Annotated in this window: 18 protein-coding genes and 1 pseudogene; 13 read left to right on the top strand and 6 right to left on the bottom strand. The window is 69.2% G+C overall.

All coding sequences use genetic code 11. The features are described from left to right. Positions 1 to 10: 10 nt before the first annotated feature. Both GA0070216_RS13830 and GA0070216_RS13825 read right to left on the bottom strand, forming a co-directional pair. Complete coding sequence (locus GA0070216_RS13830; RefSeq protein ID WP_091245085.1) at positions 11 to 3,076, bottom strand: helicase-related protein; 3,066 nt, start codon at positions 3,074 to 3,076, stop codon at positions 11 to 13. Next, a complete protein-coding gene (locus tag GA0070216_RS13825; RefSeq protein WP_141723078.1) occupies positions 3,073 to 4,284 on the bottom strand; it encodes a sigma-70 family RNA polymerase sigma factor in 1,212 nt (403 codons plus the stop codon). The genes GA0070216_RS13830 and GA0070216_RS13825 overlap by 4 nt, the downstream gene beginning before the upstream one ends. A 405-nt stretch (positions 4,285 to 4,689) precedes the next feature. Between GA0070216_RS13825 and GA0070216_RS13815 the strand changes: the two genes are divergently transcribed. Genes GA0070216_RS13815 through GA0070216_RS13805 form a run of 3 tightly spaced genes read left to right on the top strand, consistent with a single transcriptional unit; the run spans position 4,690 to position 9,303 of the window. Next, entirely contained in the window at positions 4,690 to 7,041 is a 2,352-nt protein-coding gene (locus GA0070216_RS13815; RefSeq protein WP_091245075.1) for an ATP-binding protein, read from the top strand. A 17-nt stretch (positions 7,042 to 7,058) separates the two neighbouring features. After that, positions 7,059 to 8,705, top strand: coding sequence for a DEAD/DEAH box helicase family protein (locus tag GA0070216_RS13810; RefSeq protein WP_245722482.1), 1,647 nt, complete (start codon positions 7,059 to 7,061; stop codon positions 8,703 to 8,705). Between the two features lies 1 nt (position 8,706). Further along, entirely contained in the window at positions 8,707 to 9,303 is a 597-nt protein-coding gene (locus GA0070216_RS13805; RefSeq protein WP_091245067.1) for a hypothetical protein, read from the top strand. Positions 9,304 to 10,150: 847 nt separating this feature from the next. Here GA0070216_RS13805 and GA0070216_RS13800 read toward each other — a convergent pair. After that, positions 10,151 to 10,786: an EcsC family protein gene (locus tag GA0070216_RS13800; protein ID WP_091245064.1), complete on the bottom strand. Its 636-nt coding sequence runs from the start codon at positions 10,784 to 10,786 to the stop codon at positions 10,151 to 10,153. Positions 10,787 to 11,156: 370 nt separating this feature from the next. Between GA0070216_RS13800 and GA0070216_RS13795 the strand changes: the two genes are divergently transcribed. After that, on the top strand, positions 11,157 to 12,419 hold the full coding sequence (locus GA0070216_RS13795) for an ATP-binding protein (protein WP_091245061.1): 1,263 nt from the start codon (positions 11,157 to 11,159) through the stop codon (positions 12,417 to 12,419). Positions 12,420 to 12,690: 271 nt separating this feature from the next. On the opposite strand, the gene GA0070216_RS13790 is transcribed toward GA0070216_RS13795, so the two are convergent. Both GA0070216_RS13790 and GA0070216_RS33755 read right to left on the bottom strand, forming a co-directional pair. After that, entirely contained in the window at positions 12,691 to 13,866 is a 1,176-nt protein-coding gene (locus GA0070216_RS13790) for a metallophosphoesterase (RefSeq protein WP_091245058.1), read from the bottom strand. A gap of 88 nt (positions 13,867 to 13,954) precedes the next feature. Beyond that, positions 13,955 to 14,047: pseudogene (locus tag GA0070216_RS33755) on the bottom strand (IS5/IS1182 family transposase); the annotation flags it as partial. 162 nt (positions 14,048 to 14,209) lie between these two features. On the opposite strand from GA0070216_RS33755, the gene GA0070216_RS13785 reads away from it, so the two are divergent. Then, positions 14,210 to 14,884, top strand: a complete 675-nt coding sequence (locus GA0070216_RS13785; RefSeq protein ID WP_091245055.1) for a pyridoxamine 5'-phosphate oxidase family protein — start codon at positions 14,210 to 14,212, stop codon at positions 14,882 to 14,884. Between the two features lie 35 nt (positions 14,885 to 14,919). On the opposite strand, the gene GA0070216_RS13780 is transcribed toward GA0070216_RS13785, so the two are convergent. Continuing rightward, on the bottom strand, positions 14,920 to 15,822 hold the full coding sequence (locus GA0070216_RS13780) for a helix-turn-helix domain-containing protein (protein WP_245722481.1): 903 nt from the start codon (positions 15,820 to 15,822) through the stop codon (positions 14,920 to 14,922). A 547-nt stretch (positions 15,823 to 16,369) separates the two neighbouring features. Here GA0070216_RS13780 and GA0070216_RS13775 point away from each other — a divergent pair. The 8 genes from GA0070216_RS13775 to GA0070216_RS34520 all read left to right on the top strand — a co-directional run bounded on the left by GA0070216_RS13775 (position 16,370) and on the right by GA0070216_RS34520 (position 23,459). Next, positions 16,370 to 16,759, top strand: coding sequence for a cupin domain-containing protein (locus GA0070216_RS13775; protein WP_091245048.1), 390 nt, complete (start codon positions 16,370 to 16,372; stop codon positions 16,757 to 16,759). Beyond that, positions 16,752 to 18,116 (top strand): class I tRNA ligase family protein, encoded by a 1,365-nt coding sequence (locus GA0070216_RS13770; protein ID WP_091245045.1) that lies wholly within the window; start codon positions 16,752 to 16,754, stop codon positions 18,114 to 18,116. The genes GA0070216_RS13775 and GA0070216_RS13770 overlap by 8 nt, the downstream gene beginning before the upstream one ends. Then, complete coding sequence (locus GA0070216_RS13765; RefSeq protein WP_091245042.1) at positions 18,109 to 19,167, top strand: NAD(P)/FAD-dependent oxidoreductase; 1,059 nt, start codon at positions 18,109 to 18,111, stop codon at positions 19,165 to 19,167. The genes GA0070216_RS13770 and GA0070216_RS13765 overlap by 8 nt, the downstream gene beginning before the upstream one ends. A 14-nt stretch (positions 19,168 to 19,181) precedes the next feature. Further along, a complete protein-coding gene (locus tag GA0070216_RS13760) occupies positions 19,182 to 20,441 on the top strand; it encodes a lysine N(6)-hydroxylase/L-ornithine N(5)-oxygenase family protein (protein ID WP_091245037.1) in 1,260 nt (419 codons plus the stop codon). Between the two features lie 5 nt (positions 20,442 to 20,446). Next, positions 20,447 to 20,845: an avidin-fold protein gene (locus GA0070216_RS13755; protein ID WP_245722493.1), complete on the top strand. Its 399-nt coding sequence runs from the start codon at positions 20,447 to 20,449 to the stop codon at positions 20,843 to 20,845. Beyond that, a complete protein-coding gene (locus GA0070216_RS13750) occupies positions 20,838 to 21,527 on the top strand; it encodes a LysE family translocator (protein WP_091245031.1) in 690 nt (229 codons plus the stop codon). Before GA0070216_RS13755 ends, GA0070216_RS13750 begins: the two co-directional genes overlap by 8 nt. A gap of 280 nt (positions 21,528 to 21,807) precedes the next feature. Continuing rightward, entirely contained in the window at positions 21,808 to 22,671 is an 864-nt protein-coding gene (locus tag GA0070216_RS13745) for a hypothetical protein (protein ID WP_141723077.1), read from the top strand. Positions 22,672 to 22,898: 227 nt separating this feature from the next. Next, positions 22,899 to 23,459 carry a hypothetical protein gene (locus GA0070216_RS34520; protein ID WP_176738953.1) on the top strand — a complete coding sequence of 187 codons (561 nt, stop codon included), beginning with the start codon at positions 22,899 to 22,901 and terminating at the stop codon, positions 23,457 to 23,459. The last annotated feature ends 62 nt before the right edge of the window (positions 23,460 to 23,521 follow it).

The raw sequence follows: 23,521 nt of genomic DNA, 5'->3' as shown, positions 1-23,521 counted from the left end.
CGGAGTGCTCCTAGTCGTCGCTGATGGGGATTTGGGTCTCGACGTCGCGCAGAGACGTCATCGGGCGGCGGTGCAAGAGGTCGTGGGGCCACTTGGCGCCCAACCCGAGATCGTTGAGCTTGGTGAAGTAGACCTCGACGACACGGCGCAGGTCATCGTCGAGCAGGTGCTCGTCATCGCGGATACCTAGCATCTCCCGTAATGCCTTGGTTTCGTCATCCACAGTGGTCAGGACAGTGCTGTGGTATTCGCGCAGAAGGTCGGTCGTCGTCAGCCGGGTGCGCTCGGACCGGGGTTCGTGGAAGAACAGGCGCCGAGCCTCGATAGCGGCGATACTGGTCAAGTCGAGTACCTTGCGGCTGCTACGGGTAACCGGGACCGGTTCGACAAGCCGGTCGCCGTGCTCTACGAACGCCTGAAAGTGGCTGTAGACGCCGGCGTCACGCTCACGGCCGATCTTGTGCAGCACGTAGACCAGCCCGGGGTGGCTCCGCCCCACGCGGGCTGTGGTTTGGATGAACTCCGCCGTAGTCAGGGGCACGCCGAGCACGGTCATAACGTTGAGCCGGTCGATGTCGACGCCGTGGGAGAACATCGACGAGGCGGTGACGACATGCACGCGCTCCCCGAAGTCCGCAGGGGGATCGGCGAGGGTGGCGATCGCCGAGCGGACCTCGTCGAACGGAGTCTGGCCGGTGAGCGAGACCGTGTTGAGGGGCTCGACGGGCACCTGGGCACCCATTGAACGGCGGGCGGCCTCGACGTCCTTGACGGTGTTGCCGTAGATCACGTTGGTGCCGTACAGACGCAGCAACTCGTCGGCGTGACTCGGATCGATGCCCGCTTGCGCGCACACCACCTCCGGCTCGGTGAGTAGCCGCCGTACGGACTGTTGCAGGACGGTGATGGTGCGGTCAGAGACCCATTCGAGAGTGACCCCTCGAGGCCAAACCGCGACATATCGACGTAGGGCCAAGTCCGTCGATTTGCTCCAGAAGCTCTCATGCACCGACGGTCCGAGGGCGGGAAAGACCCGCCCCTCCCGGCCGTACAGGGTCCTGGTCTGGCGCTCGTATCCCGCTAGTGTGGCCGACGAGGCGATGATCTTCGGAGCGTCCGTGCCGGTGTTCTTCACCTGCAGGTCATCGAGGATCGACTCGTAGTGCGAGTCGACCGCGCCTAGCGAGTCACGCAGTAGGTGCAGCTCATCCTGAAGCCGCAACGATGGCGCGAACATCGCCCGCTCGTGCGGCTTGACGATGTCGGCGCTTTCCTTACAGCCGGGGACGAGGCATCCCGACGGTCGGCTGCCGCGCTTAGCGTAGGTGAAGCCGTGACCGGACCGTCGGCAGCGGCCAGCGGGACCGTGGATGAATCCGCGCATCGCGGCCTGCATCGAGATGAGCGCGGCCTTGTCAAGCGTGCCGATCACCACGCTGGGCAGGAACCGGTAGATCTCGCTGTCGACCACGAATAGGGGCAGCGCCTCCCCGCCGGACGGGCAGTCGGCCTCCGCACAGACGTGCTCCAGACGCCAGAGCCGCCGGTTGAATCGTGTGGAGGTCCCGCCGGCCGCACAGAACGGGCAGCGGAGCAACACGTTATAGCGCTCTGGCATCGTGTCGTCCTCGATGTCGACCGGGTTATCCTTGGTGGGTTCGACCGGGATCTCGTTGGGCGTGCTCGCCTTCCCCACGTAGTAGCCCAACGCGATCGGATCGCCGGGAAGCCGATGCTCGCGGCGCACGAGCTCGGCCGTCCCCAGCGCGTCGGCGAACCGCTGGGTCTGTTGCAGCGACAGCAGACGCAACGGGAACCGCGACCATGCGGTGATCCCGGAGTGCTTGCCGCGCAGCCGGTCATAAAACACCGCCAGGACCAACAGCGCCAGGTAGGTCTCGGTCTTGCCGCCACCGGTTGCGAACCAGACGATCTCCACCATGTTCCAGTCCCGGCGCCCCTCGACGAGACTCGGTAGCACGCCGAGAAGGAATCCGACCTGGAACGGGCGCCATCGGGGGATCCCGCGGCGGGCGGCGGTACGACCCATGGCCTCGTTCATCAACCGGTATGCCCGCAACAGTTGCGGTGACGATTCCAAGGCCGCGACGCCGCGACGCAGCCGATCAAGTTCCGCCTCGTAGGCGGCACGGCCATCCTCGGCCGCTGTAAGCATCTCCGGCGTCCACGCCGGTCCAACCCCTCGCATCTCGCGCAATGCCTGTGGCGACCAGGCATGGGCGCCCCATTTGGCGAAGCCATCCACCAGTTGCCGCAGCCGCGGCAACGGGTCCTCGGAAAGCCCTTCGAAAGAGAGGTCCAGTCGATCGACCGCAGTGTGACCGAACCAGAATTCCGGCCTCCGCGTCGACACCACGATCGTGTCCCGGGTAATCAAGGCGCCTCGGCGGACCTCGACGCCGCAGTTGATGCCCAGCGCCGGCATCTCCCGCTCGTACCGGAAGCTGTCAGGCAGCGACTCGAGCACGAACGGGACCGTGCTGAGTCCCTGGACCGCCAGTTCTACCTCGAACAGGTGGCGCTCGCCGCGTGGGCCCTCGGACTTCGGCGTCGTGTTAACGACCGTGACGATCAGCTCAGGTGAGCCTCTCCACGACTCATCGACTACTTGGACCTCGGCGGTGGCTGTGCCGATACCGGCCCGGCGGAGTGCCGCCGTGAGGATATCGCTGCCGTCCTCACCTACCTTGGGCGGTCTTCCGTCGCGGTAGACGGTAACGTCGACACTGGCTCGAGCGACATCGGATTTCCGCCACTGCTCGGGCACGGCGCCGTCCTTGGAACCGGCGGTGACCAGGTTCCAGCCGTATGCTTTAACCCACACGCGGAATCGCCAAGGGCCAGCCCCCGCAGGTTTGATCCGCATACCCACCGAACAGGGGTCCATACGACGGTCGCGCCGGTTGTCGGACACGACCTCCTGCTCCGAGGCCAGCCGGCCGAGCCAGAACACGCCCGCCGGGTCGACCGAACTGTGGGTGTCATCCGTACCCAGTCCCGCATGGGTCACTCGCTTGTCCAACCAGCGGACGAATAGTTCCTTGTAGTCGCTCATCGGTTCTCCTGCGAGCTGGCCGCCACGGTCCCTGGCGTACGTCGGTGTGAGGTGGTGCCGGCCGCGTAGCGAGCGGCCGGCGATTTCGGTTGAGGCCGAAGGCCGAGCTGGCGCGCGAGCGCCTGGATCGCGTCGTCGCCCGACAATGCCATCAACAACTTCAGCTCGATCTGGCGCACGCGTTCGCGGCTGACTCCGTGGATGCGGCCGATCTCGTCGAGGGTGGCGGGCTCGTCGGTGCTCAGCCCGAACCTGCGTTCGAGGATGTCGATCGACCGGGGATCGAAACTACGCTGAAGGATCTTCCCCAGTTGTCGGGAGACGTGATCGTTGGCGACAGCGTCCTCAGGAGCGGGCAGCGAGGTATTGCCCAGCAGTTCTCCCAGCGTGCCGCCACCGGTCTCGTCGCCTATCGGCGCATCCAATCGGACGAGCGGACGGGAAATGTCGAGCAGGGCCTGCAGCTCGGCAACATCCATTTCCACACCCTCAGCGACCTCCCGCAATACCGGACTACGGCCATTGCGCAGTTCGAAGGATCGAGTATAGCGACCAATTTTCCGCAACTTCTCCCATACGTGGGTGGGCAGCTTGATGGCGAAACCATCCCTGTCAATACCACGGCCGATCGCCTGTCTCACCCACCAGGTGGCGTACGTGGAGAACTTATACCCCAACGTAGGATCGAATTTCTCGGCCGCCCGCTGGAGTCCCAGCACCCCCTCCTGAAGGAGATCCTCTAACTCCATGTCACCGGCGTTCTGGACCAGTCGTTGGGCAATGCTGACCACCAGCCGTAGATTCGACCGGACCAGTTCGTCCCGCGCGCGCAGACCATCCTCAATCAGAGCGCCGACCGACGTGGCGTCGGCGCCCGCCTGACGGCGTTCCATCGCGGCGAAGCCAAGTTGAATGCGCCGGCCCAGCGCGGCTTCCTCCTCCGCAGATAGAATCCGATGCCGCCGCATCTGGGCAGGTAGAGCGGGAAGGGATCGCCCCTTCGCATCGTGAGCGGCCGCACCGCCTCCGTCTTCACGCTCTACAGGTATCCCCAGTCGGGCCAGTTCGGCCACGACGGCACTGACCTCCTCGGGCTCGAGCCCTCGGCGGTTCAGGATCCCGATCACGTGATCCCACGGCAGGACATCCAAACGTTCGGCGTCCTCAGCGAGGACCGAGACCGCCCGCAGGACTAGCTCCTCACGCACGTTTGCCACCTAGACTCATCGCGCCGTTCTAAACCTTCAGGATTAGAGCACGCGGTTACGACATTCGTCGCCGGCGACCCGGCGAGAGAACCACGCCCCCAGGTCAATACGAGCGCTAGGGGGAAAAAATCGGCTTGGTGGTGGTCTGCCCCATTTATGGTGACTACTTGACGAGCACCTTCATCGCTTGTAATCTGTAGCCGCAGGCGCAATTCAATGCGGATAACGAACGCGCTAGATCGTCAAAGAAACTTGCTTCATCCGGCGCTCTATCGCCCTCTCGGGGATGCGAATCACGCTTGCCCTCGGTTACGCTCCCGCCATGAGTCGTCGATACCCGGTGATCGGTGGCTCGTTCACGAATCCGCTCCAAGGCGGACGCGGTCGACGTAGCGGGGAGCGAGAGTGGCGATCGAGACCATCGACGTGACACCGGATCCGAAGATCCTCACCATCCTGGGGGACATCGAGTTCAGCCCGTGGCAGTGTCTCGCCGAACTGATCGACAACTGCTGCGACAACTTCCTCTCCACCGGCGTTACGAACGGGGAGCGGCCGACGGTCCAGATCTCACTTCCATCAAAGGGCGCTGATCTCAGGAGCGCCGAGGTTGGGGTAGCCGACAACGGCCGCGGCATGGATCTCGCTACGTTGAACAACGCCATCCGCGCCGGCTGGTCCTCCAACGACGCTCACGGCGCACTCGGCTTGTTCGGGATGGGTTTCAACATCGCCACCGCGCGCCTCGGTCAGCGGACCCAGGTGCGCACGACCAGAGCGGGCGACCCACACTGGATCGTGGTGACCATCGATTTACCCAGTCTTCACGCCGGTGGCACCTTCGACGTCCCGGTCACGTACGAACCCAAGGAAGATCCCGAGGATCATGGCACGCGAGTGATCATTAGTGCCCTGCGGCCAGAACGGCTCAACCTGCTGCAGGGCCACCAGGCGATCAGGATCAAGCTCGGCGACGTCTACAGCTACCTGCTGCGAGAGCACGGTATCGAGATCATCGTCAACCTACGCAAGGTCGTCCCCCGTAGACCCTGCATCTGGGGTGACGACCGGTATGTCATGCGTAACGGCGCCGAGATCCGCGCTGTGCAGTACATCGACGAGAATCTGGGGGTAATGAAGGCCTGCGCCGTCTGCGGCAGGTGGCAGACCGTCGACCATGACTCCTGTGTCTTCTGCCCGGACGGCGGTCGGCTGGAGGTCCGCGAGCAGCGCATCCACGGCTGGCTCGGTGTCCAGCGCTACCTGCACACCAGCGACTTCGGGATCGATTTCCTCCGCAACGGACGTAAGATCCTTCTGCGTGACCACCGCATCTTCGACTGGGTCGACGAGACCGGCAACGAGGACCCGGAGAGGGAATACCCTATCGACAACCCCCGCAACGAGGGCCGCATTGTTGGCGAGATCCACTGCGACCACGTCGCCGTCAACTACCAGAAGACCGCCTTCGAATACGACACGCGGGAATGGAGGAAAGTCGTTCGTACCATCCGCGGTGAAGCGCCCCTGCGGCCCAATATCGCCAAGAAGCGTGGCTTCCTGGAGGAGAACCGCAGCCCGCTCGCCCGGCTGTTCACCGGCTTCCGCACCGACAAGCCCGGACTGAAGTACCTGATCCCGGGCAACGGCGAGACTGCCCTACGCGGTGAGCAAATCATGGACTGGGTGGATCGTTTCCGTAAGGGTGACGAGGCATATCAGAGCGACGATATCTGGTACCGGGCCGCCGAACAGCACGACAAGGGAGTTGTCACCCCCGTCACCCCGGGGGCGACAGACGATGTCCTCGACGAGATGGGCCTCACACAATCTGCGCCCACCGAGCCCGCGCCCGCCGATCCCTGGTCCACGAACGACCGTCCGGGGCCAGGTCGGGCGCCCAGCGGGACACCCGCCACCCCGACGCCCGCCAGGCCCGAGACAGTGGACGAGCGGCTCAGCCGCTATCGGGGAGCAGCCGTCCTCGCTCCCGCCTACGGGGGACGATTCGACGCCGCCGACCTCGGCAAGATCGATGTCTCGGTCTACGCCGTCGATGCCGCCGATCTGCTCGACCCCGCCGGAAGGACAGTGCCGATCTTCGCGCACCTCGCGCGGGCGCCACGGGTAGAGGTGTTCCTCGCCCGCCGGCACCCGATCTTGACTGACTTCGGCATCGACCTTACCGAAATGGTCCAGGTCGTCCTCGCTGAATTCCTCATCGCCAGAGCCCCCGGTACTAAGCAACCCCTGGTCACCGCACTGGAAAAACTCAAGGGAAGGGCATCCAACGACCGCCGTATCACCGTTGACTCCCTTGCCAAACGATCCCGTGAGCTGCTTGATCAAATCAGAAACCAGATGCTCCGCGAGATCAAGGGCTCACCGACCAGCCACTGGGAGACCCTGCTCCCTCATGAGAAAGGCGAGGCTGAGCGTCGCTTCGCGCTCGAACGCCTCGGCGACGAGTGGGTCGACGCCATCGAGAGCGGCAACTTCATCCACTATCTTCCCGCCACTGCGGTGGTGCGGCTCATCGAACGCCGGCCCGACGCCTTCCTTGACGGCCGCGTGTTCCGCCGCCGGTACAGCACACTGACCGACCAGACCGCCCGAACTCTCGGTCTGTCCCGGGTGACCAACCTGGTCAGCGAGATCGCCCTGATGGCCGACCACACGCCCCGGCTCGAGGCCGACGAGCTGCGCCGCATGCGGCTCAGCTGCGACCTGGTCGAACGCGAACTCGACGAGGCATAGGGCCAACCATGACATTCATGGACCCAACCTTCCTACGCGACCTGGGCCCGCGCCAGTTCCCCCGCCAGGTCGAACGGCTGCTGACCCACCTCGGATTCACCGACCTCGCGACCATCGACGGCGCCGGCGACGGCGGTGCCGACGTGATCGGCTGGCACAGCGGCATCTGCTGGGTGGTGCAATGCAAGTGGAAGCTCAACGGCCTGATCGGACCAGATGCCGTTGACGAGGTTCAACGCGCCCGTGAGCTCTACCACGCCGACGAGGCCGCCGTCGTAACCAACAGCGCGCCCGGCCCGAAGGCGATCCGCCGCGCGCAGGAACTAGCCGCCATCGCTAAACCCATCAAGTTCTGGACCGGCGACATCCTCCGCCGTGCCTACGACCGCGCACCCACCACCCTTGAACCAGTGCACCTTCGCCCCTACCAGAGCGAAGCCCTGACCGCCATCGAGGCCGCTCTGGCCCACCGCGGGCGCGCGATGCTCATCCTGGCCACGGGCCTCGGAAAGACCATCGTTGGCGGCTCGGTCATAGCGGAACACCTCCGCGACGCGCCCGGGGCAAACGTCCTGGTCGTCGCGCACACCCGAGACCTCGTGGCCCAACTCGAACGCGCCCTCTGGCGCTTCCTACCTAAACACGTTCGCACAAGGCTACTCACTGGCGACGACCGCCCCGACGACCTGGGCGGCGTCACCTTCGCCACGGTAGCCACCGCCCTCGCCGTCGTCAGGGTCGGTTACAAACCAGACCTCGTCATGGTTGATGAGGCTCACCACATCGGCGAGAACGGCCAGTTCGCGGAACTACTCGACCGCCTGCCAGCGGCGCGGCAATTTGGCGTCACCGCAACGCCCTGGCGCGGCGACCGATACGACCTCACGACCTATTTCGGCGAACCCACCTTCACTCTCGGTATCGAGGAAGGCATGCGACGCGGCTACCTCGCCAAGGTCAACTACCGACTATTCGTCGACAACATCGACTGGGACGCCGTCCGAGCCGCCAGCGAACACGGCTACAGCCTCAAGGAACTCAACGCCCGACTCTTCCTACCCGACCGCGACGAGGCCATCCGTGACGAGCTGTCCGCGGTCTGGAACAAGACCCCCCGTCCACGGGCCATCGTCTTCTGCCGCACCATCGAACACGCTGAGCGCATGGCCGACATGCTCAGCAACACGCCACCCTGGGGCAGCGTCCAAGCCGTCCACGCTGGTCTCGCCATGCGCGAACGTCAACGACGGCTGCTCGCCTTCCGCGCCGGAGAGACCGGTGTACTCACCGCGGTCGACATCCTCAATGAGGGCGTCGACATCCCCGACGTAAACATCCTTTGCTTCGCACGAGTCACCCACAGCAGACGAATCTTCGTTCAACAGCTCGGTCGAGGACTTCGCCTGCGCGAAGGCAAAGACCGCGTCTCCGTCCTGGACTTCGTCAGCGACCTGCGCCGCATCGCGGCCACCCTCAAACTCCGCCGCGAGATGGAGGAAGCCGACATCGAGACGTTGCCCTTGGGCGAAGAATCGACGATCACCTTCTCCGACCAACGTGTCGAATCCCTGATGGAAGAGTGGATTAAAGACGCCGCCAGCCTCGAGACCGCCTACGACGAACACCGCCTCCAGTTCCCTGCCACCCTCGAGACAGGCACCTGACATGCCCAACAACCAGCACGTCCCCACCAGCGTCCGCGACGAGGTTGCCAAGATCCTGTATGCCGAGGCGGACGCCCTCGATTGGGAACGTCTCACCCCTCAATTCAAAACCGGTCAATACAACCAATGGGCCGAGGACCCGCGCATCGGAGGGCTCCTGGCCCGTTTCATCCCTAACCCGATCGGATGGATCAAAGAGGTCCCACTCAAGGAATATGCCCGCGCCCTGGAGAACATGGGCAGGTTCGCCTCTTTCACCACCTTGCACTACGCCGCACCCGGCGACTTCGTCGGCCCGACCTTCGGCCGTCAGTGGGAGTATGTGCCAGACAGCCTGGCCGACAAACCTGCTCACTGTCTGGCCACCGATGGCGTGACCATCCGCTATATCTGCTGGGGACCGCCAGGTCAGTGCAAAGAACTCTTGTGGGCCGCTGTGACCGCCGGCCTCGAACACTCGGGAACGCCGGGCATCGCCCTATCGGTGCGCAGTGACGCCGAGATCGACCCCAGCCTCCAGCGCAAGCACAAACGCATCGGCGAACGATGCGGCATCGAGATCAAATATGTGGTGCGGCCGCTACGGCAACGCCCCTGACCCAGCCCTCCGCTCGACTTCTAGCCAATGACCGACGCAACCCACTTCGCGGCCGCGCACCGGAAAAACTCCCCACCATCACAACAACGGCCCATCGCGACCGGCGACGAGGGTCACAAATCGACGGACGGATGCCTCGTCTGACCAATCGATGCATAGGCCTGAGCAGGACTTATGCTTGCTCTGCAGTTCTCCGGCAAGCGAGCACAGCAACGGGGGTATGCGACCCGCTAATCTGAAATAGAAAATGAACCCGCAGGTCGTAAGCCCATAGGTCGGATAGATGACCGTCTTAGGAAACCGATGCTCTATCCCCTGAGCTACGAGGGCGCGAGCGCCTAGTCTAGCGACCTGCGGGTTCACCTGGGGTGGCAGGGAGTCGCCCACGTTCACCCACGGCACCCGGACCCCCGTTCGCCCAGCCCAGGACCACAGCTCGAGCACACGAACCCCCGTTTGCGACCACGAGCGGCTGCGGTGACCCGCGCTGGTACCGGTGCACCTGGGTTGGCATCCGCTGGCGAGCACACATCGCGCACATCATCGAAGATCAACGATACCCGCCTGTATACCCACCTTCGGCAGTCGCCACCAGAGGAGCACGGGGCGCTCACCCCCGCCGTCATATCAACTACGACGGCCTCCGTCGAGCATCCGATAATGCCGATATGCCCTAAGAACCTGACCGGCACCCATCCACATCCTGGCCGCGTACATGGCGCTCGCGGCTCTGCCGACGAGCGGATGCCACCGGCCTCGACCCTGAAGAACGCAGGGTTGATCCTCCAGATTGACGGGCTGATGACCGACATCGTCGAACCGCCACCTATGGCCGCCCGCTTTGGATTCAACGCAGGCCGGGCCCGCCCTCCACGGCGAGTTCGCCGAGCACGCTGAACCCGTCGTCGACCATGTCGTCCGAGTCCCCGACAACGAAGGCTCCGATCGGCTCCTCGTCCAGTAGCTGAGGGTACTTCTCCAGCAGGAACCGGCGCTGGTAGGCCATTCCGGCGGTATCGACAATCTCCTCCAGAGTGGTCCAGTTGAGGGCACCGCCGACCAGGATTCCGGCTACCGGCACGACCTTGCCAAGGCCCTTCTTGGTGAGGGTCAGACCGACTGCTTCCGCGAACCGCCCAGCGATACGGGCGACGATCGACTCGTTCAACACCTTCCACGTCTTACCGCGGACGAGTGCCTGGGTGAGACGCGAGATGTCGGCGAAGGCGGCACTCTTTGCGCTCATGGACGCGGCCGTCCCGGCGTTGACGACGGACAGCACGAAGAGCTTCTCGGCTGGTCCTTCGGGGTCGTAACCGTACAGCAGCGAGACATGGCCGACCGCGCGGGAAGCGAGCCCGATGACAATGGCGGCGTCGCCAGCGAAAGCACTGACGATGGCAGCTCCACCCGGTGCTGCCGCCGCACCGCCGGAGACCGTGGTAGCCAACTCGCCTCCCGAGATCACCAGCCCCGCACCCATCCCCGAGACTGGGTCTGCTGCACCGGTAGGTGACAGTTCAGTCACGCGACCTGACTGGCCGGTGGGGTCATGATGATCTCCTACTCGCTAGGGTCAACCGGGGACAGGGTTCGTTGGCGTCGGTGGCAGGTCCGTTCGATCCAGGTCACGATCGCGGTCCTGAGCTGCTGGCGGGTGGTCCAGCCCGGCGGTCGAGCTTTCCCGATCTCGCCGCCACCGGCAGCAACGCCGTATGACGGTGGGCCCTTCCAGGAGCGCCCTGGAGGTTCCGCAAATCGAACACCTCATAGCCCGCATTTCGAACATGAACTTGCCGCAGATCGAACGCAGATTCCCTCGCAGATCGAAACCACCCAGCTATCATGCTGTTGTGCCGACACCGCATCTGATTCCGCGTCGGGCCGCCGCGCAGGTCGACGCCGCTCTAGCCGACACCCGCGTCGTGCTGATCAGCGGAGCACGCCAGGCAGGCAAGAGCACGCTGGTCCGTATCGTCGCCGGCGATCGTCTCGCCGAGCGCCGCGATCTCGACCGGGCGCAGGACCGGGCAGCGGCGATCGCCGATCCGGTCGGGTTCGTGGACTCGCCCGAACTCCTGGTCATCGACGAGATCCAACGCGCTCCGGAGCTGCTGCTGGCCATCAAGGCAGCCGTCGACGAGGATCCCCGCCCGGGCCGCTATCTGCTCACCGGCTCGTCTCGCCTCTTCGGCATGGTCGCCGCCCCGGACGCGTTGCCCGGCCGGATGGAAACCGTCGAGCTCTGGCCGTTGTCCCAAGGTAAACTCGACGGAGCGCCGGACGGATTCGTCGATGCCCTGTTCACGCTCGGTCCGGGTCTGCGGCACGAGTCGGAGGTGACCCGCGCCGAGTACGCGGCCAGGATCGTGCGCGGCGGCCTACCCGAGGCCACCACCCGTACCGACCCCCGCCGTCGCCAACGGTTCTTCGACGCCTACGTCCAGGCGCTCGTCGACCGCGATGTCCGGCAGCTGTCCGACATCCAGCACAAGGGCGAACTCCGCAAGCTGGTACGCCTGCTAGCGGCCAGATCCGCGACCGTCATCACCGCCAACTCCCTGGAATCCGCCCTCGGACTGAGCCGGCCAACAATCGCCCGCTACCTCCAGGCCCTGGAAGAGATCTTCCTGATCAAGCGGATCCCTGGCTGGTCCCGTAACCTCGGCACCCGTGCCACCGCCGCCCCTAAGCTGATCTTCGTCGACTCCGGCGTCGCCGCCAACGAGACCGCGACCGACGCCCGGGCACTGCTCCGGCCCGGCGCACCGTTCGGCCTACTACTCGAGTCATTTGTCCTCTCCGAGTTGTCCCGCCAGCTCATGTGTTCCGAACAGTTCGTCGACCTGTACCACTACCGCGACCAGAGCAGGTACGAAGTCGACGCGGTGCTCGAGAACCGATCCGGTCACGTCGTCGGGATCGAGGTCAAAGCAGCCACCACCGTCGGGCCCGACGACTTCCGTGGGCTACGCCGACTCGCTGACCGTCTCGGCGACGACTTTATCGCCGGTGTCGTCCTCTACACCGGCACCTCGACGCTGCCGTTCGGCGACAAACTTCGCGCCCTACCAGTCAGTGCCTTGTGGCAGGTTCCCGCCCCGCCAGCAGACTGACCCCGCCCCCTCCGCAGGTCGCTCCCGCCGCGAGAGCACACCGAATGACCTGACGACCTGGTCTGCCGATCTTCGGCGCGCGAGCACAGTAAGGGGCGTGCGCGGCCCGCCAGCAAGAAACAGAACAGAAACCCACAGGTCATTGACCATTGGGATACGGATAGAGCCCCGCCTTAGGAGTCTCCAGGCGACTCGGTTGATCTTGGTGGGCAGGGGTCCGAGCAGCCGGCGGGACCGGTATTCCGTCGGCGGGGGTGACGGCCCGGTCGGGCTAACCCGTCCGGAGGGTGAGCAGGGTGATCTCGCTCGGCGCGAAGATCCGGAACGGCGGGCCCCAGAAACCGGTCCCCCGGCTCGTGTAGAGCTGGGTCCTGCCGTGCCGGCTGAGGCCCTGCACGACCGGCTGGTCGAGCCGGACAAGGTAGTGGAACGGCCACATCTGGCCGCCGTGGGTATGCCCGGACAGCTGCAGATCCACACCGGCCGCGACCGCGTCGCCGATCTGCTTCGGCTGGTGCGCCAGCAGCAGCACCGGCAGCCCCGGGTCGGCGCCGGCCAGCGCCGCAGCATGATCCGCGCGGTGACCGGCCACCCCGGACGAAGCGGCGGTCACGTCGTCGACCCCGGCCACCACGAGCCGGGCACCGCCCCGCTCCACCACGAGGTGCCGGTTGTGCAGGGGCTCCCAGCCCAGGGCCCGCATGTGGTCGACCCAGCCCTGCGCCTGGCCGTAGTACTCGTGGTTACCCGTCACGTACACCCGGGCCAGCCGCGCCTGCACGGTGCCCAGCGGCGCCGCCTGCGCCCGGCGCTGGTCGACCGTGCCGTCGGCGATGTCGCCGGTGTGGCAGACGATGTCGGGGGCCAGGCCGTTGACCACCTCGATCGTGCGGGCGGACCAGCGGGCCCGGTCGATCGGGCCGTAGTGGGTGTCCGTCAGCAGCACCACCCGGACCCCGTCGAGACCGGCACCCAGCCGGTCGACGGTGACGTCCACCCGCCGGACCCGGGGCACCCGCATCGCCTCGGCGTACCCCCAGACGGCCAGGACGACCGAGACGACCGCCGCACCGACCGCCACGGCCCGGGACCGGACCGGATCGGCGACCCCTGCGACGGCCAGCGGGAGCCGGGCCACGTTGCCGAGCAGCGCCCAGACGAAGAGGATCCAGACCAGGCCGAGGAGCGTGTCCCCCGCGCGGGCCGCCGGGTCCAGCCGCCGGCGGCCGTGCCCGAGATACATCAGAACGGGGAACGCGACCACCGCGACCACGAACACGGCCGTGCCGGCGGCCACCACCGGCGTCGGCCAGCGCGCCGCCACCGTCAACGTCCACCACGGCAGCCCGAACAGCAACGCCAGGACCGCGACCAACGTCGCCCCGGACACCAGCGGTCGCAGCAGCCCTCGCGCCGGCCGCACCTGTACGGCATCGCCAGCAGCCATCGTCGTCCTCCCGTCGGGGTCCGTGCAGCATGACACGGTCCGGGCCGGATCGACCACGCCGGAGAACCGGGACGGACCCGGCCCGTGGGCGGGTGCCGGCGTCGATGGCGACCTGTAGGTTCGTGGAGTACCGGTGGTTCTTGCTCCGGGCGGTCAGGCGGTGATCGCGGGTCGCAACCAGGGCGCTCGGCCGGCACGTCATGTTCGGCGGCGTCGCCCTGTTCCTGGCCGCCCACGCCGCGCTCCAGTGGCGGCTGAGCCGCGCCGACCGGGCGGTGGTGTGGCCCACCGACCGGTGAGTACGCTCGCGCCCTGGTCCGTTCCGACCGACGGGAGACGAGTCATGAGCGACGCCGACGCGCCGTTGTCCGCAACCCCCCGCACCCGGCTGCGCCGCATGAGCCAGAAGGGACGCGGCGACCGCGGTGCCCTTTTCGAGGTGCTGCGGGCCGGTCTCGTCTGCCACCTCGGCGCGCTGGTGGACGGCTGCCCGATGGTGGTGCCGACCGTCTACGGCTTCGATACCACGCACCTCTTCCTGCACGGCTCGGTGGCCAGCCGGAGCCTCACCACCGACGCCGAGGTCTGTGTCACGGTCACGGTCGTCGACGGGCTGGTCCTGGCGCGTTCGGTCTTCGAGCACGGGGTCAACTACCGCAGCGCGATGGTCTACGGGACACCGCGCAGGGTCGTCGATGCCGAGGAGAAGCTCTACGGCCTGCGGTTGCTGACCGAGCACGTCGCGCCGGGCCAGTGGGACTACACCCGCGCGCCGAACGGCAGGGAGCTCGCGGCCACGGCCCTGCTGGCGCTGCCGCTGGCCGAGGCGTCGGTCAAGACCCGCAGCGGCCCGCCCGACGACGGCGTCGGCCCGGACGCCGCGCTCGGCCTCTGGGCCGGCGAGCTTCCCCTGGTCGCGACGTGGCAACAGCCACTGACCGATCCCGCGCTGCCCGCGACCGTGGCGGTGCCGGCGCACGTCGCCGCCCGCGCCGGGACCCGCGCCGACCGGTCCTGAGCGCACCGGCGCGGGCCGGGCGCCGACCGGCACCGCTAGCGCAGTTGCCGCGCCAGCTCGGTGAGTGACACTCCAGGCTGGACGGCCGCGCGGGCCGCCACCATCGCCAGCGCCCGGGGTACGCCCTGGCAGTGGGCCACGATTCCGCCCACCGCCTCGGGTTCGGCCGCGAGGCGGTGCGCGCCGAGGCGGGCCCGCAGCAGTTCGTACGCCTCCTCCGGGGCGAGGCGGTCGAGCACGACGGGGTGCGCGACCTCCCCGGCGACCAGCCCGGTGAGCCAGTCGCGGCTGGTCACCAGCACCATGCACCCCGCCACGCCGGGCAGGAGCGGCCGGACCTGGTCGGCGTCCCACGCGTCGTCGAGCACGATGAGCATCCGCCGCCCGGCGAGCAGGCTGCGGTAGAGCCCGACCCGGGCGTCGAGGCCACGCGGGATGCCGCCGGCCGGCACGGCGAGCGCCTCGATGAGGCAGCCCAGCACGTCGGAGGGCGACGTCGGTGACCTCCGTGCCCGGTTGCCGCCCAGGTCGACGTGCAGCACCCCGTCGGCGAAGCGGGCCGCGAACCGGTGCGCCCAGTGCAGCGCCAGCGCGGTCTTGCCGATCCCGGGGCGACCGACGAGGGCGCAGACCACCACCGTGGACATCCGCCGGGGGCCACCGTCGAAGAGCCGGTCGAGCTGGGCGAGCTGGACGACGCGGCCGGTGAAGCCGGGCACGTCCAGCGGCAGTTGCATCGGCCGCGGCCGATGCGGTGGCGATGACGGGCCGGGCAGGCCGAGCGCGTCGCGGATCAGTCGGACGGTGGCGGGCCGGGGCCGCAGCACCCGCGCCGACTCCAGGTTGCGGATGCTGCGCACGCTCAGCCCCGTCCGGGCCGCCAACTCCTCCTGGGTGAGGTGGGCCCGTTGCCGGGCCGCGACAATCTCATCACCCAAGGTAACCTGGTAGTCGAGCACCGCGCCATCCCCACTCGCCTGCTCTGTGCGGGTCTGGCCGATTCGCGCCGACGGTACGCCGTAGCCGAGGCCACTGATCCGGGACTCAGCAGCGATGTTGCCGTTGAACTGCCGGTTGCCTGCCTGTTCGCAGGACGACCCTACGCCGACAGTGGCAGTGCCGCCATTCGTCGCGGCGAATCAGCCGGAGCCGGGGGAGACGGTGTCTCGAGCAGCGGTCCGCCGTGACTCATGTGGACTGGTCGCGCGCCGCGCGGCCCGGCGCGCGCCGGGCCCAGGGCCGTTCCTCGCCCCCGGCGACGCCCGTGCCGCCCCCACCGCCGGACCGTCGGCGCGGGCCGCGCCCCCCACGATCCCCACCGGCGGTGGCCCCGCCCCGGCCGGTGGCGCGCCGCCGACCGGCCCGCGCCACGACGCCGGCGGGACGCGAGCCCGCCGTCACGCCGACGACCGCCGCCCCCGGGCGGCCCGCCGGCGCCGACCCACGGCCCCTGCCGCTCAGGTCACCGCGATCAGGAGGACAACCATGCGGAAGTACGTCAGTGACACCGCGCAGCTCACCGACGAGTACGGCATCCAGATCGGCCGCTGGCAGCAGTACCGCGACCTGGGGCCGCTGCCGTTCGACGCGATGTGGTGCGTGATCCCGCCCGGTGCCAGCAGCGCCGAGGACGTGCACCCGGAGGTCGAGTTCGCGGTGGTGACCCGCGGCACCGCGATCTACGAGGCGGCCGGGGAGAAGGTCGAGGTGCCGACCGGCGGGGTGATCCTGCTCGACCCCGAGCGGCCCCACGTGATCCACAACCCCTCCCCGGAGGTGCCGCTGACCATCCTGAGCATCTACTGGATGCCCCGGACCGCCGACGCCGACGCCGACGTCGAGGGCGGCCGGGACGCCGGGGCGGGCCGTGGCTGACGGCGTCGCCCCCGCCGGGGTGGTCCTCGTGGTGACACCGCCGCCGACGCCGAACGGGCCGCTGCACGTCGGGCACCTCTCCGGCCCGTACGTCGCCGGGGACATCGCGGCCCGCGCGCTGCGCGCCGACGGCCGCCGGGTCCTGACCCAGTGCGGCCTGGACGCCCACCAGAACTACGTGCCGGCCCGGGCCGAGGCGCGGGGCGAGGCACCCGCGGACACCGCCGCGCACTACGGCTCGCTGGTGGGCGAGGCGCTGCGCGCGGCGCGCATCGGGTACGACGTGATGGTCGACCCGCTGGCCGACGCGGGTTACCGCGACGCCGTGGCCCGGTTGCTCACCGAGCTGGTCGAGGCGAAGGTCGTCGAGCTGGCCCCGATGTCGCTGCGCGCCTGCGCCGGCTGTCACCGGCTCCTGCACCACGCCCGGGTCGTCGGGGCCTGCCCGGCCTGCGGGGCCGGGGCGGCCGGCGGCACCTGCGAGGGGTGCGGCGGCTTCCTCGCCGCGGCGGACCTGGTCGACGCCCGCTCGACCTGCTGCTCGGCCGCCCCGGAGCCGGTGACCCACCAGGTGCCGGTCCTCCGGCTGGAGGAGCACCGGGAGCGGCTGTGCGAGTTCTGGTCCCGGGCGGTCCTGCCGCCCCGGCTGCGCCGGTTGGTCGCGGCGTACCTCGACACGGGGCTGCCGGACGTCGCGCTGGCCTACCCGAGCGACTGGGGCATCGAGTGGGGCGACGGCCTGCGGGTGGACGTCTGGGCCGAGATGGCCCTGGCCAACCTGGTGCTGCCGGCCCGCCATCTGCGCCCGGGGGCGGACACGCTGACCGGTTACCTCGACGCCTGGGGCGACGTCGACGAACAGTGGCTCTTCCTCGGCATCGACAACGCCTTCTACTATGCGGTGCTCATCCCCGCCCTGCACCTGGCCGCCGGGCTGCCCGAGCGGCCGACCCGGCTGGTGGTCAACGAGTTCTACCGGCTCACCGGGGCGAAGTTCTCCACCAGTCGCGGGCATGCCATCTGGGCGCACGAGTTCCTGTCCACCGAGGACCCGGCGGTGGTCCGGGCGTTCGTGAGCTGGGACCGGCCGGACAGCTACGAGTCCGACTTCCTGCCGGCGGCGTACGAGGCGTTCAAGGCGCGCTACGCCGCGGCGCTCGACGGCACCGGCCCCCACCTCGACGCGGCGCTGGCGGACATCGAGCTGACCCGGGGCGAGCAGGCGTTGCGCCCGGACGCCTTCGACCCGGCCGCCGCGGTCCGCGCGGCGCTGGCCGCCGCCGGCAGCCGCCCCGAACGGGCGGCCCGGCTGCTGGGTCTCGTCGGCGGCACCCTCCCGGCGGACGCCGGTGACTGAGCTGCGGGTACTCGTCGTCGGCGCCGGACTGGCCGGGGTCCTGCTGGCCCGGCGGTTGCAGGACGCGGGCGCCGAGGCGGTGCTCATCGGCACGGCGACCGACAGCCCGACCGGCGGGTACCGGGACGCCACCGCCGCCTCGGGCGGGCTGGTCCGGGCCTTCGAGCCGGAGCCGGCCGCCCGCGCCCTGGCCGCCGCCAGCCTCGCCGAGCTGCGGGGCGACCCCGGCCTGGCGGCGGAGGCCGGCTGGCGGCGCACCGGCTCGCTCTACCTGCTCGACCCGGACACCGTCGCCGGGGGCGGGGTCGGGGCTGGGGCCGGGGCCGCCGCGGTCGATGCCGAGGTGCTCACCGCTGCGGAGGCCGCCCGCCGCTTCGGCGTCGACGGGCTGCCCGAGCATGCCGTGGGGATCTGGGAGCGGCGGGCCGGCCACGTGGTGCCGGACCGGCTGCGGCGGGCCGTGCTGGCCGGGCTGACCCGGACCGAGGCCGTGCCGATGGCCCGGCTCGACGGCGACACGGTGGAGCTGCGCGACGGCCGGCGACTCGCCGGTGACCTCGTGGTCGTGGCCGCCGGGGCGTGGACCCCGGGACTGCTGCGCGCCGCCGGGCTGGCCACCTGCCTGCGTACCAAGCACATCCAGTACGCCCACCACGCCGTGCGCCGCGCCGACCTGCCGTCGTTCGTGGACGAGACCAGTGGCCTCTACGGCCGGCCCGCCGGCCCCGGGCGCTTCCTGCTCGGCCTGCCCAGCTCCCGTTGGGACGTCGACCCGGCCGCCCCCGCGCCCGACGCCGAACTCGCGGCGCGGGTCCGGGCGGTAGCCGCGCTGCGGCTGCCCGGCCTGGACCCGCGACCGGTGGGCCCGCCGGTCAGCGCGGCCGACTGCTACAGCGAGCCCCCCGGTCTCGCGCTGCGGGCCGTCTCCGGGACCGTGCACACCTTCACCGGCGGGAGCGGGGGCGCCGCCAAGACCGCCCTGGCCGCCAGCCGACGTGCAGCCAGCGCTCTGCTGGACCACCCATCGTCCGTCGGGGTTCCGACGGGTTAGCCGAAGGCAGAGAGATGACGCAGACATACCACACCGTGGGGATCGGCGCGGGACCCGCGAACCTGAGCCTCGCGGCGATGTACGGCGTGCTCGCGCCGCACGAGATCGCGCTGTTCGAGTCCCGGGACCAGCCGGGCTGGCACGACGGGATGCTGCACAGCGGCGTGCGGATGCAGACCGGCTGGGTCAAGGACCTGGTGTCGCTCTACGACCCGACCCACCCGCTGTCGTTCCTCAACTACCTGGTCACCACCGGGCGGGTCTACGCCCTGCTGGGTGCCGGTTTCGACACGATCCCCCGGATCGAGTACCAGCAGTACCTGGGCTGGGCGGCGGCCCAGTTGCCGAACATCGTCTACGGCACCCGGATCGACCGGGTCGACTTCGACGGCGAGTTGGTCAGCCGCAGCGGTGACGTGGCTGTCGCCCGCTCCCGGCACCTGGTGCTCGGCACCGGCACCGTGCCGTTCCTGCCGCACTTCCTCGCCGCCCTGGACCCCCGGCACGTCTTCGTCGCCGACGAGCTGCACCACCGCCTGTCGACCGTGGCCGACGAGCCGGACGCGCCGTGGATCGTGATGGGCAGCGGGCAGACCAGCGCGGAGTGCGTGGCGGCGCTGCTGGCCCGCGGGGTCCGGGACATCCGGTGGATCGGCCGGCGGTCGTGGTTCGCGCCGCTGGAGGACTCCCCCTCGGCCAACGACCTGTACCGGCCGGCCTACCAGGAGGCGTTCCTCAACCTCTCCCGCGACGTGCGGGAACGCCTGGTCTCCGGGCAGATCCTCACCAGCGACGGCATCTCCCCCGGCACGTTGCGCGGCATCTACCAGCACAACTACGAGGAGCGGCTGCGCACGGGCCGGTTCCCGGTGACCATCATGCCGAGCCGCACCGTCACCGCCGCCCGGCAGCTCGACGGGGAGATCGAGCTGGAGTGCCTCACCGCCGGCAGCGGGGAGGAGCGGCACCGGGCGGTGCACCTGGTGGTCGCCGCGGGGCGGCAGCAGGCCCCGCTGCCCTTCGACGAGGAACTGGCCGCGCTGGTCGACATCGACGAGCGGGGTCAGCCCGTCATCGAGTCGGACTACTCGATCCGGTGGAAGCACGCCGACCAGCACAAGATCTTCGTGCTGAACCGGGGGCGTTACGTGCAGGGGCTGGTCGACTCCAACCTGAGCATCCTGCCGGTGCGCAGCGCCATGGTGCTCAACTCGATCGCCGGCCGGGTGGTCTGCCCGTTCCGCGACGAGTTCGTCAGCACCCGGTGGGCGTGACCCCGATGGCCTCCTTCGACTACGACGGCCGGATCTTCGTCGCCGCCGACCCGGCCGGCACCGACCACGGCACGACCGGCGACGCCGGGCCGCTGACCGGGCACTACCACCAGCGCGGCGACCTGGTCTGGGCCGAGATCACCGGCGGCGCGGTACGGCACGGCTCGCTGGCCGGGACCTGCGACGCCGAGGGGGTGGTGCGCTTCGCCTACCTGGAGGTGCTCACCGACGGCACCATCGTCGTCGGCGAGTGCGTCTCCCGTCCCGAGCGGCTGCCGGACGGGCGGATCCGCCTGCGCGAGCAGTGGCGCCGGCACGGGCCACGCCGGGACAGCGGCGTGTCGGTCATCGAGGAGGCCGTCCCGGCCCCCGTCGCACAGGAAGAAGTCCACCAGCATGTCTGACATCCAGCTCGTCAGCTTCGTCGCCGCGAGCATCCTGATCATCGTCGTGCCCGGAGTGGACTTCGCCCTGGTCACCCGGCAGACCGTGCGGTACGGGCGGCGGGCCGGGTTCGTGGTGCTGGCCGGGCTCTTCGTGGCCGCCCTGGTGCACGCCACGCTCGCCACGGCCGGGCTCTCGGCCCTGCTGGTGTCCTCGCCCCGGCTGTACACCGTGCTGCGCATCGCCGGCGCCCTCTACCTGGTCTACCTGGGGGGCAGCATCCTCTGGGCCACCCGGCCCCGACGCCCCGCGCCGGCCGCGCAGCCGGTCCCGGTGGGCGCCGGCGGGGGCGGCGGCACCCCGGGCGCGCCGCCCGAGCCGGCCCCGGCGGCCGACGAGCCGCACGTGGCCCGCCGCTCGTTCGTCATGGGCATCACCAGCCAACTGCTGAACGTCAAGGTGGTCATCTTCTACGTCTCGTTCGTCCCGCAGTTCGTCAAACCCGGCGACGGCGCGGCGGCCCGCACGGCGGTGCTCGCCGCGACGTTCATCGGCCTCGCGGTGCTCTGGTGGGCGTGCTACATCCTGCTCATCGACCGGTTGCACGCCTGGTTGACCCGCCCGGCGGTGCTCCTGGTCATCGAGCGGCTGACCGGGGTGATCCTGATCGTCCTCGCCGTGCGGATCGCGCTGAGCCGGTGAGCACGGCGCGATCGTCGCAACGCGGACCCGCACCGACGGCGTGTGGCACGTCGACGTCACCGGCCAGCGTGCCGCGCGGACCGAATACCGCATCCGGACGCCTCGACGCCGTAGGAGACGCTCCCGGAGCCTTGGGCGGCGGAGACCGCGAACGCGGAGTCCAGGAGCAACTCCGTCACGCAGCGGAGAGTGAGCCGTATCTCCTTCGCAGCGCACGAACGCCGGCCGCAGCGGGTCGCATGGTTGTAGCATCGTGTCCCCGACCGGGAAGGTGGCGCAGGTGGATTTGTCGTCGGCGCCGACAACGTACGCCGATGCGTTGCTGTTCGCCGCCGAGGTGGTCGATGCGGCCACCCGTCCTCCCCACGGTGACCGCGGCGAGGAAATGCTGCGCGATCCCTACGCGCAGGAGATGCTGAGGCAGCAGAACAACTGGTCGTGGTGCGACAACCGGCAGGATGTCGACCTTGCCGCCGGCGGGGCGCTGCACGCCACCGTCGAGTACCTCGCTCGTCGTCACGCCACAGCGCTGCCCGACCACACCGGCCGCGCCGGTGAACACTGGCCCGACGTCGATGACCGCCTGGCCCGGCTGGCCTCGGCGCTGCGCTTCGCCGCGAAGGCCGCCGAGCAGGCCTGGCCGCACCGGCTGGGGGAGATCCTGGCCCCCTGGGTACGCCAGCGGTTCGCCGCCTTGCTGACCGCCACCGGACGGACGGAAGGGCTGGGCAGTCTGGACGCCCGCGTGCGGCGCGCGGTCGTGCTGGCCTGGCACTACCGCTCGATGCGGCACGAACTGTTCGGCGACCATCACTGGCGGGGGCGACCGCCGGCACCATGGTGGTGTCTCGACGGCACGCTCGCCGTCCGCTCGCCGTTCGACGACTACGCCACCGGTCAGGTGCCGTCCTACGCCCTGCGCCTGACCCACCTCGACCACGCCACGGGGCACGGCGAGGGTGAGCTGACCGTCGCCGGCTCCGGCACCGCCCCACTGACGTCATACCCGGTCACCATCACCCACAGTGCGCCGACGCTGGCCGGTGACGTGGAAGCCGTGCACCGGACGGCGGTGGTCGACGCGCTCGCAGCCCTCGGCCTCACCCACGCCGAAGACGGTGGACCATCCTCGTCGGACCGCTAGACCGTTGCTGATCTGAGCGCCGAGGCCCGCCGCGCACCCCGTCACCACGAGGTTGCTGCGTCCGGCCTGTGGAGACGGTGACATGCTGATGCCTACGGCGACGGCCCCCACCAGGTGTCCGTTCGTAGCCGAGTCGAGGGCACGCGGTCATGGTGGAGGCCGCCGACCGCCCTGCAAACCGGCCCGTTCTGCACGTCCGCCATCACCGCAACGGCTTGAATAGCGGTGTGCGGGTCAACAAGGACGGCCGGAACTGGCGCATCGGCACCGCCGCCGACGTGCAGTGGATCGCCGGGCACACCACCGCCGGCGTCTCGATCACCACCGCCGTCCCACCCGGGTTCGACGCCTACGCCACCACGTACCAGGCCGACGACGTCACCGCCGCCGCCTACGAGCACGCCCTGGTCGAAGACCTCAGCACGTACTCCCCCGGCCAGCCGTGGTGGTTGGCCTACCTCGACACCGGCGCCCACGACGTCGTCTTCCCCCACGCCCCGAGGGTGTCGCTCTACTGGGACTGGCCGTACGTGCTGGTCGAGGCCGGTCCCGAGCAGGCCCTCACCTGGCGCACCGGTGGTCACCTGCGCCATGCCCACGGGTCGCTACCCGACCTCTTCTTTCCCGCCGACCGGTCGTGGCTGGTCTCCGCGCTCTGGGACGACACCTGGACCTGCGTCGGCGGCCCGGCACCACTGATCCACACCCTCGAACGCGACCCCCTGGCCGCCGCCCGCCAGGTCCGGCCCGACGAAGACGCGCTACCACCGGGGCTGACCCGCGAGTGAGACCCGACGCCCACCCCGGTGGTGCGACCCGCTTCGCGCAAGGTGGTGACGATCAAGGGGCG

It is taken from the genome of Micromonospora matsumotoense, assembly GCF_900091525.1.
GTDB classification, from domain to species: domain Bacteria; phylum Actinomycetota; class Actinomycetes; order Mycobacteriales; family Micromonosporaceae; genus Micromonospora; species Micromonospora matsumotoensis.
The sequence above is the reverse complement of the archived record's forward strand: the minus strand, read 5'-3'. Positions and strand labels throughout refer to the sequence as shown.

Bases quoted from the DNA above. Each gene is read 5' to 3' on its own strand.
- GA0070216_RS13830 (WP_091245085.1), bottom strand. From the start codon at position 3,076: ATGAGCGACTACAAGGAACTATTCGTCCGCTGGTTGGACAAGCGAGTG.
- GA0070216_RS13810 (WP_245722482.1), top strand. From the start codon at position 7,059: ATGGACCCAACCTTCCTACGCGACCTGGGCCCGCGCCAGTTCCCCCGC.
- GA0070216_RS13805 (WP_091245067.1), top strand. From the start codon at position 8,707: ATGCCCAACAACCAGCACGTCCCCACCAGCGTCCGCGACGAGGTTGCC.
- GA0070216_RS13800 (WP_091245064.1), bottom strand. From the start codon at position 10,786: ATGGGTGCGGGGCTGGTGATCTCGGGAGGCGAGTTGGCTACCACGGTC.
- GA0070216_RS13790 (WP_091245058.1), bottom strand. From the start codon at position 13,866: ATGGCTGCTGGCGATGCCGTACAGGTGCGGCCGGCGCGAGGGCTGCTG.
- GA0070216_RS13785 (WP_091245055.1), top strand. From the start codon at position 14,210: ATGAGCGACGCCGACGCGCCGTTGTCCGCAACCCCCCGCACCCGGCTG.
- GA0070216_RS13775 (WP_091245048.1), top strand. From the start codon at position 16,370: ATGCGGAAGTACGTCAGTGACACCGCGCAGCTCACCGACGAGTACGGC.
- GA0070216_RS13760 (WP_091245037.1), top strand. From the start codon at position 19,182: ATGACGCAGACATACCACACCGTGGGGATCGGCGCGGGACCCGCGAAC.
- GA0070216_RS13755 (WP_245722493.1), top strand. From the start codon at position 20,447: ATGGCCTCCTTCGACTACGACGGCCGGATCTTCGTCGCCGCCGACCCG.
- GA0070216_RS13750 (WP_091245031.1), top strand. From the start codon at position 20,838: ATGTCTGACATCCAGCTCGTCAGCTTCGTCGCCGCGAGCATCCTGATC.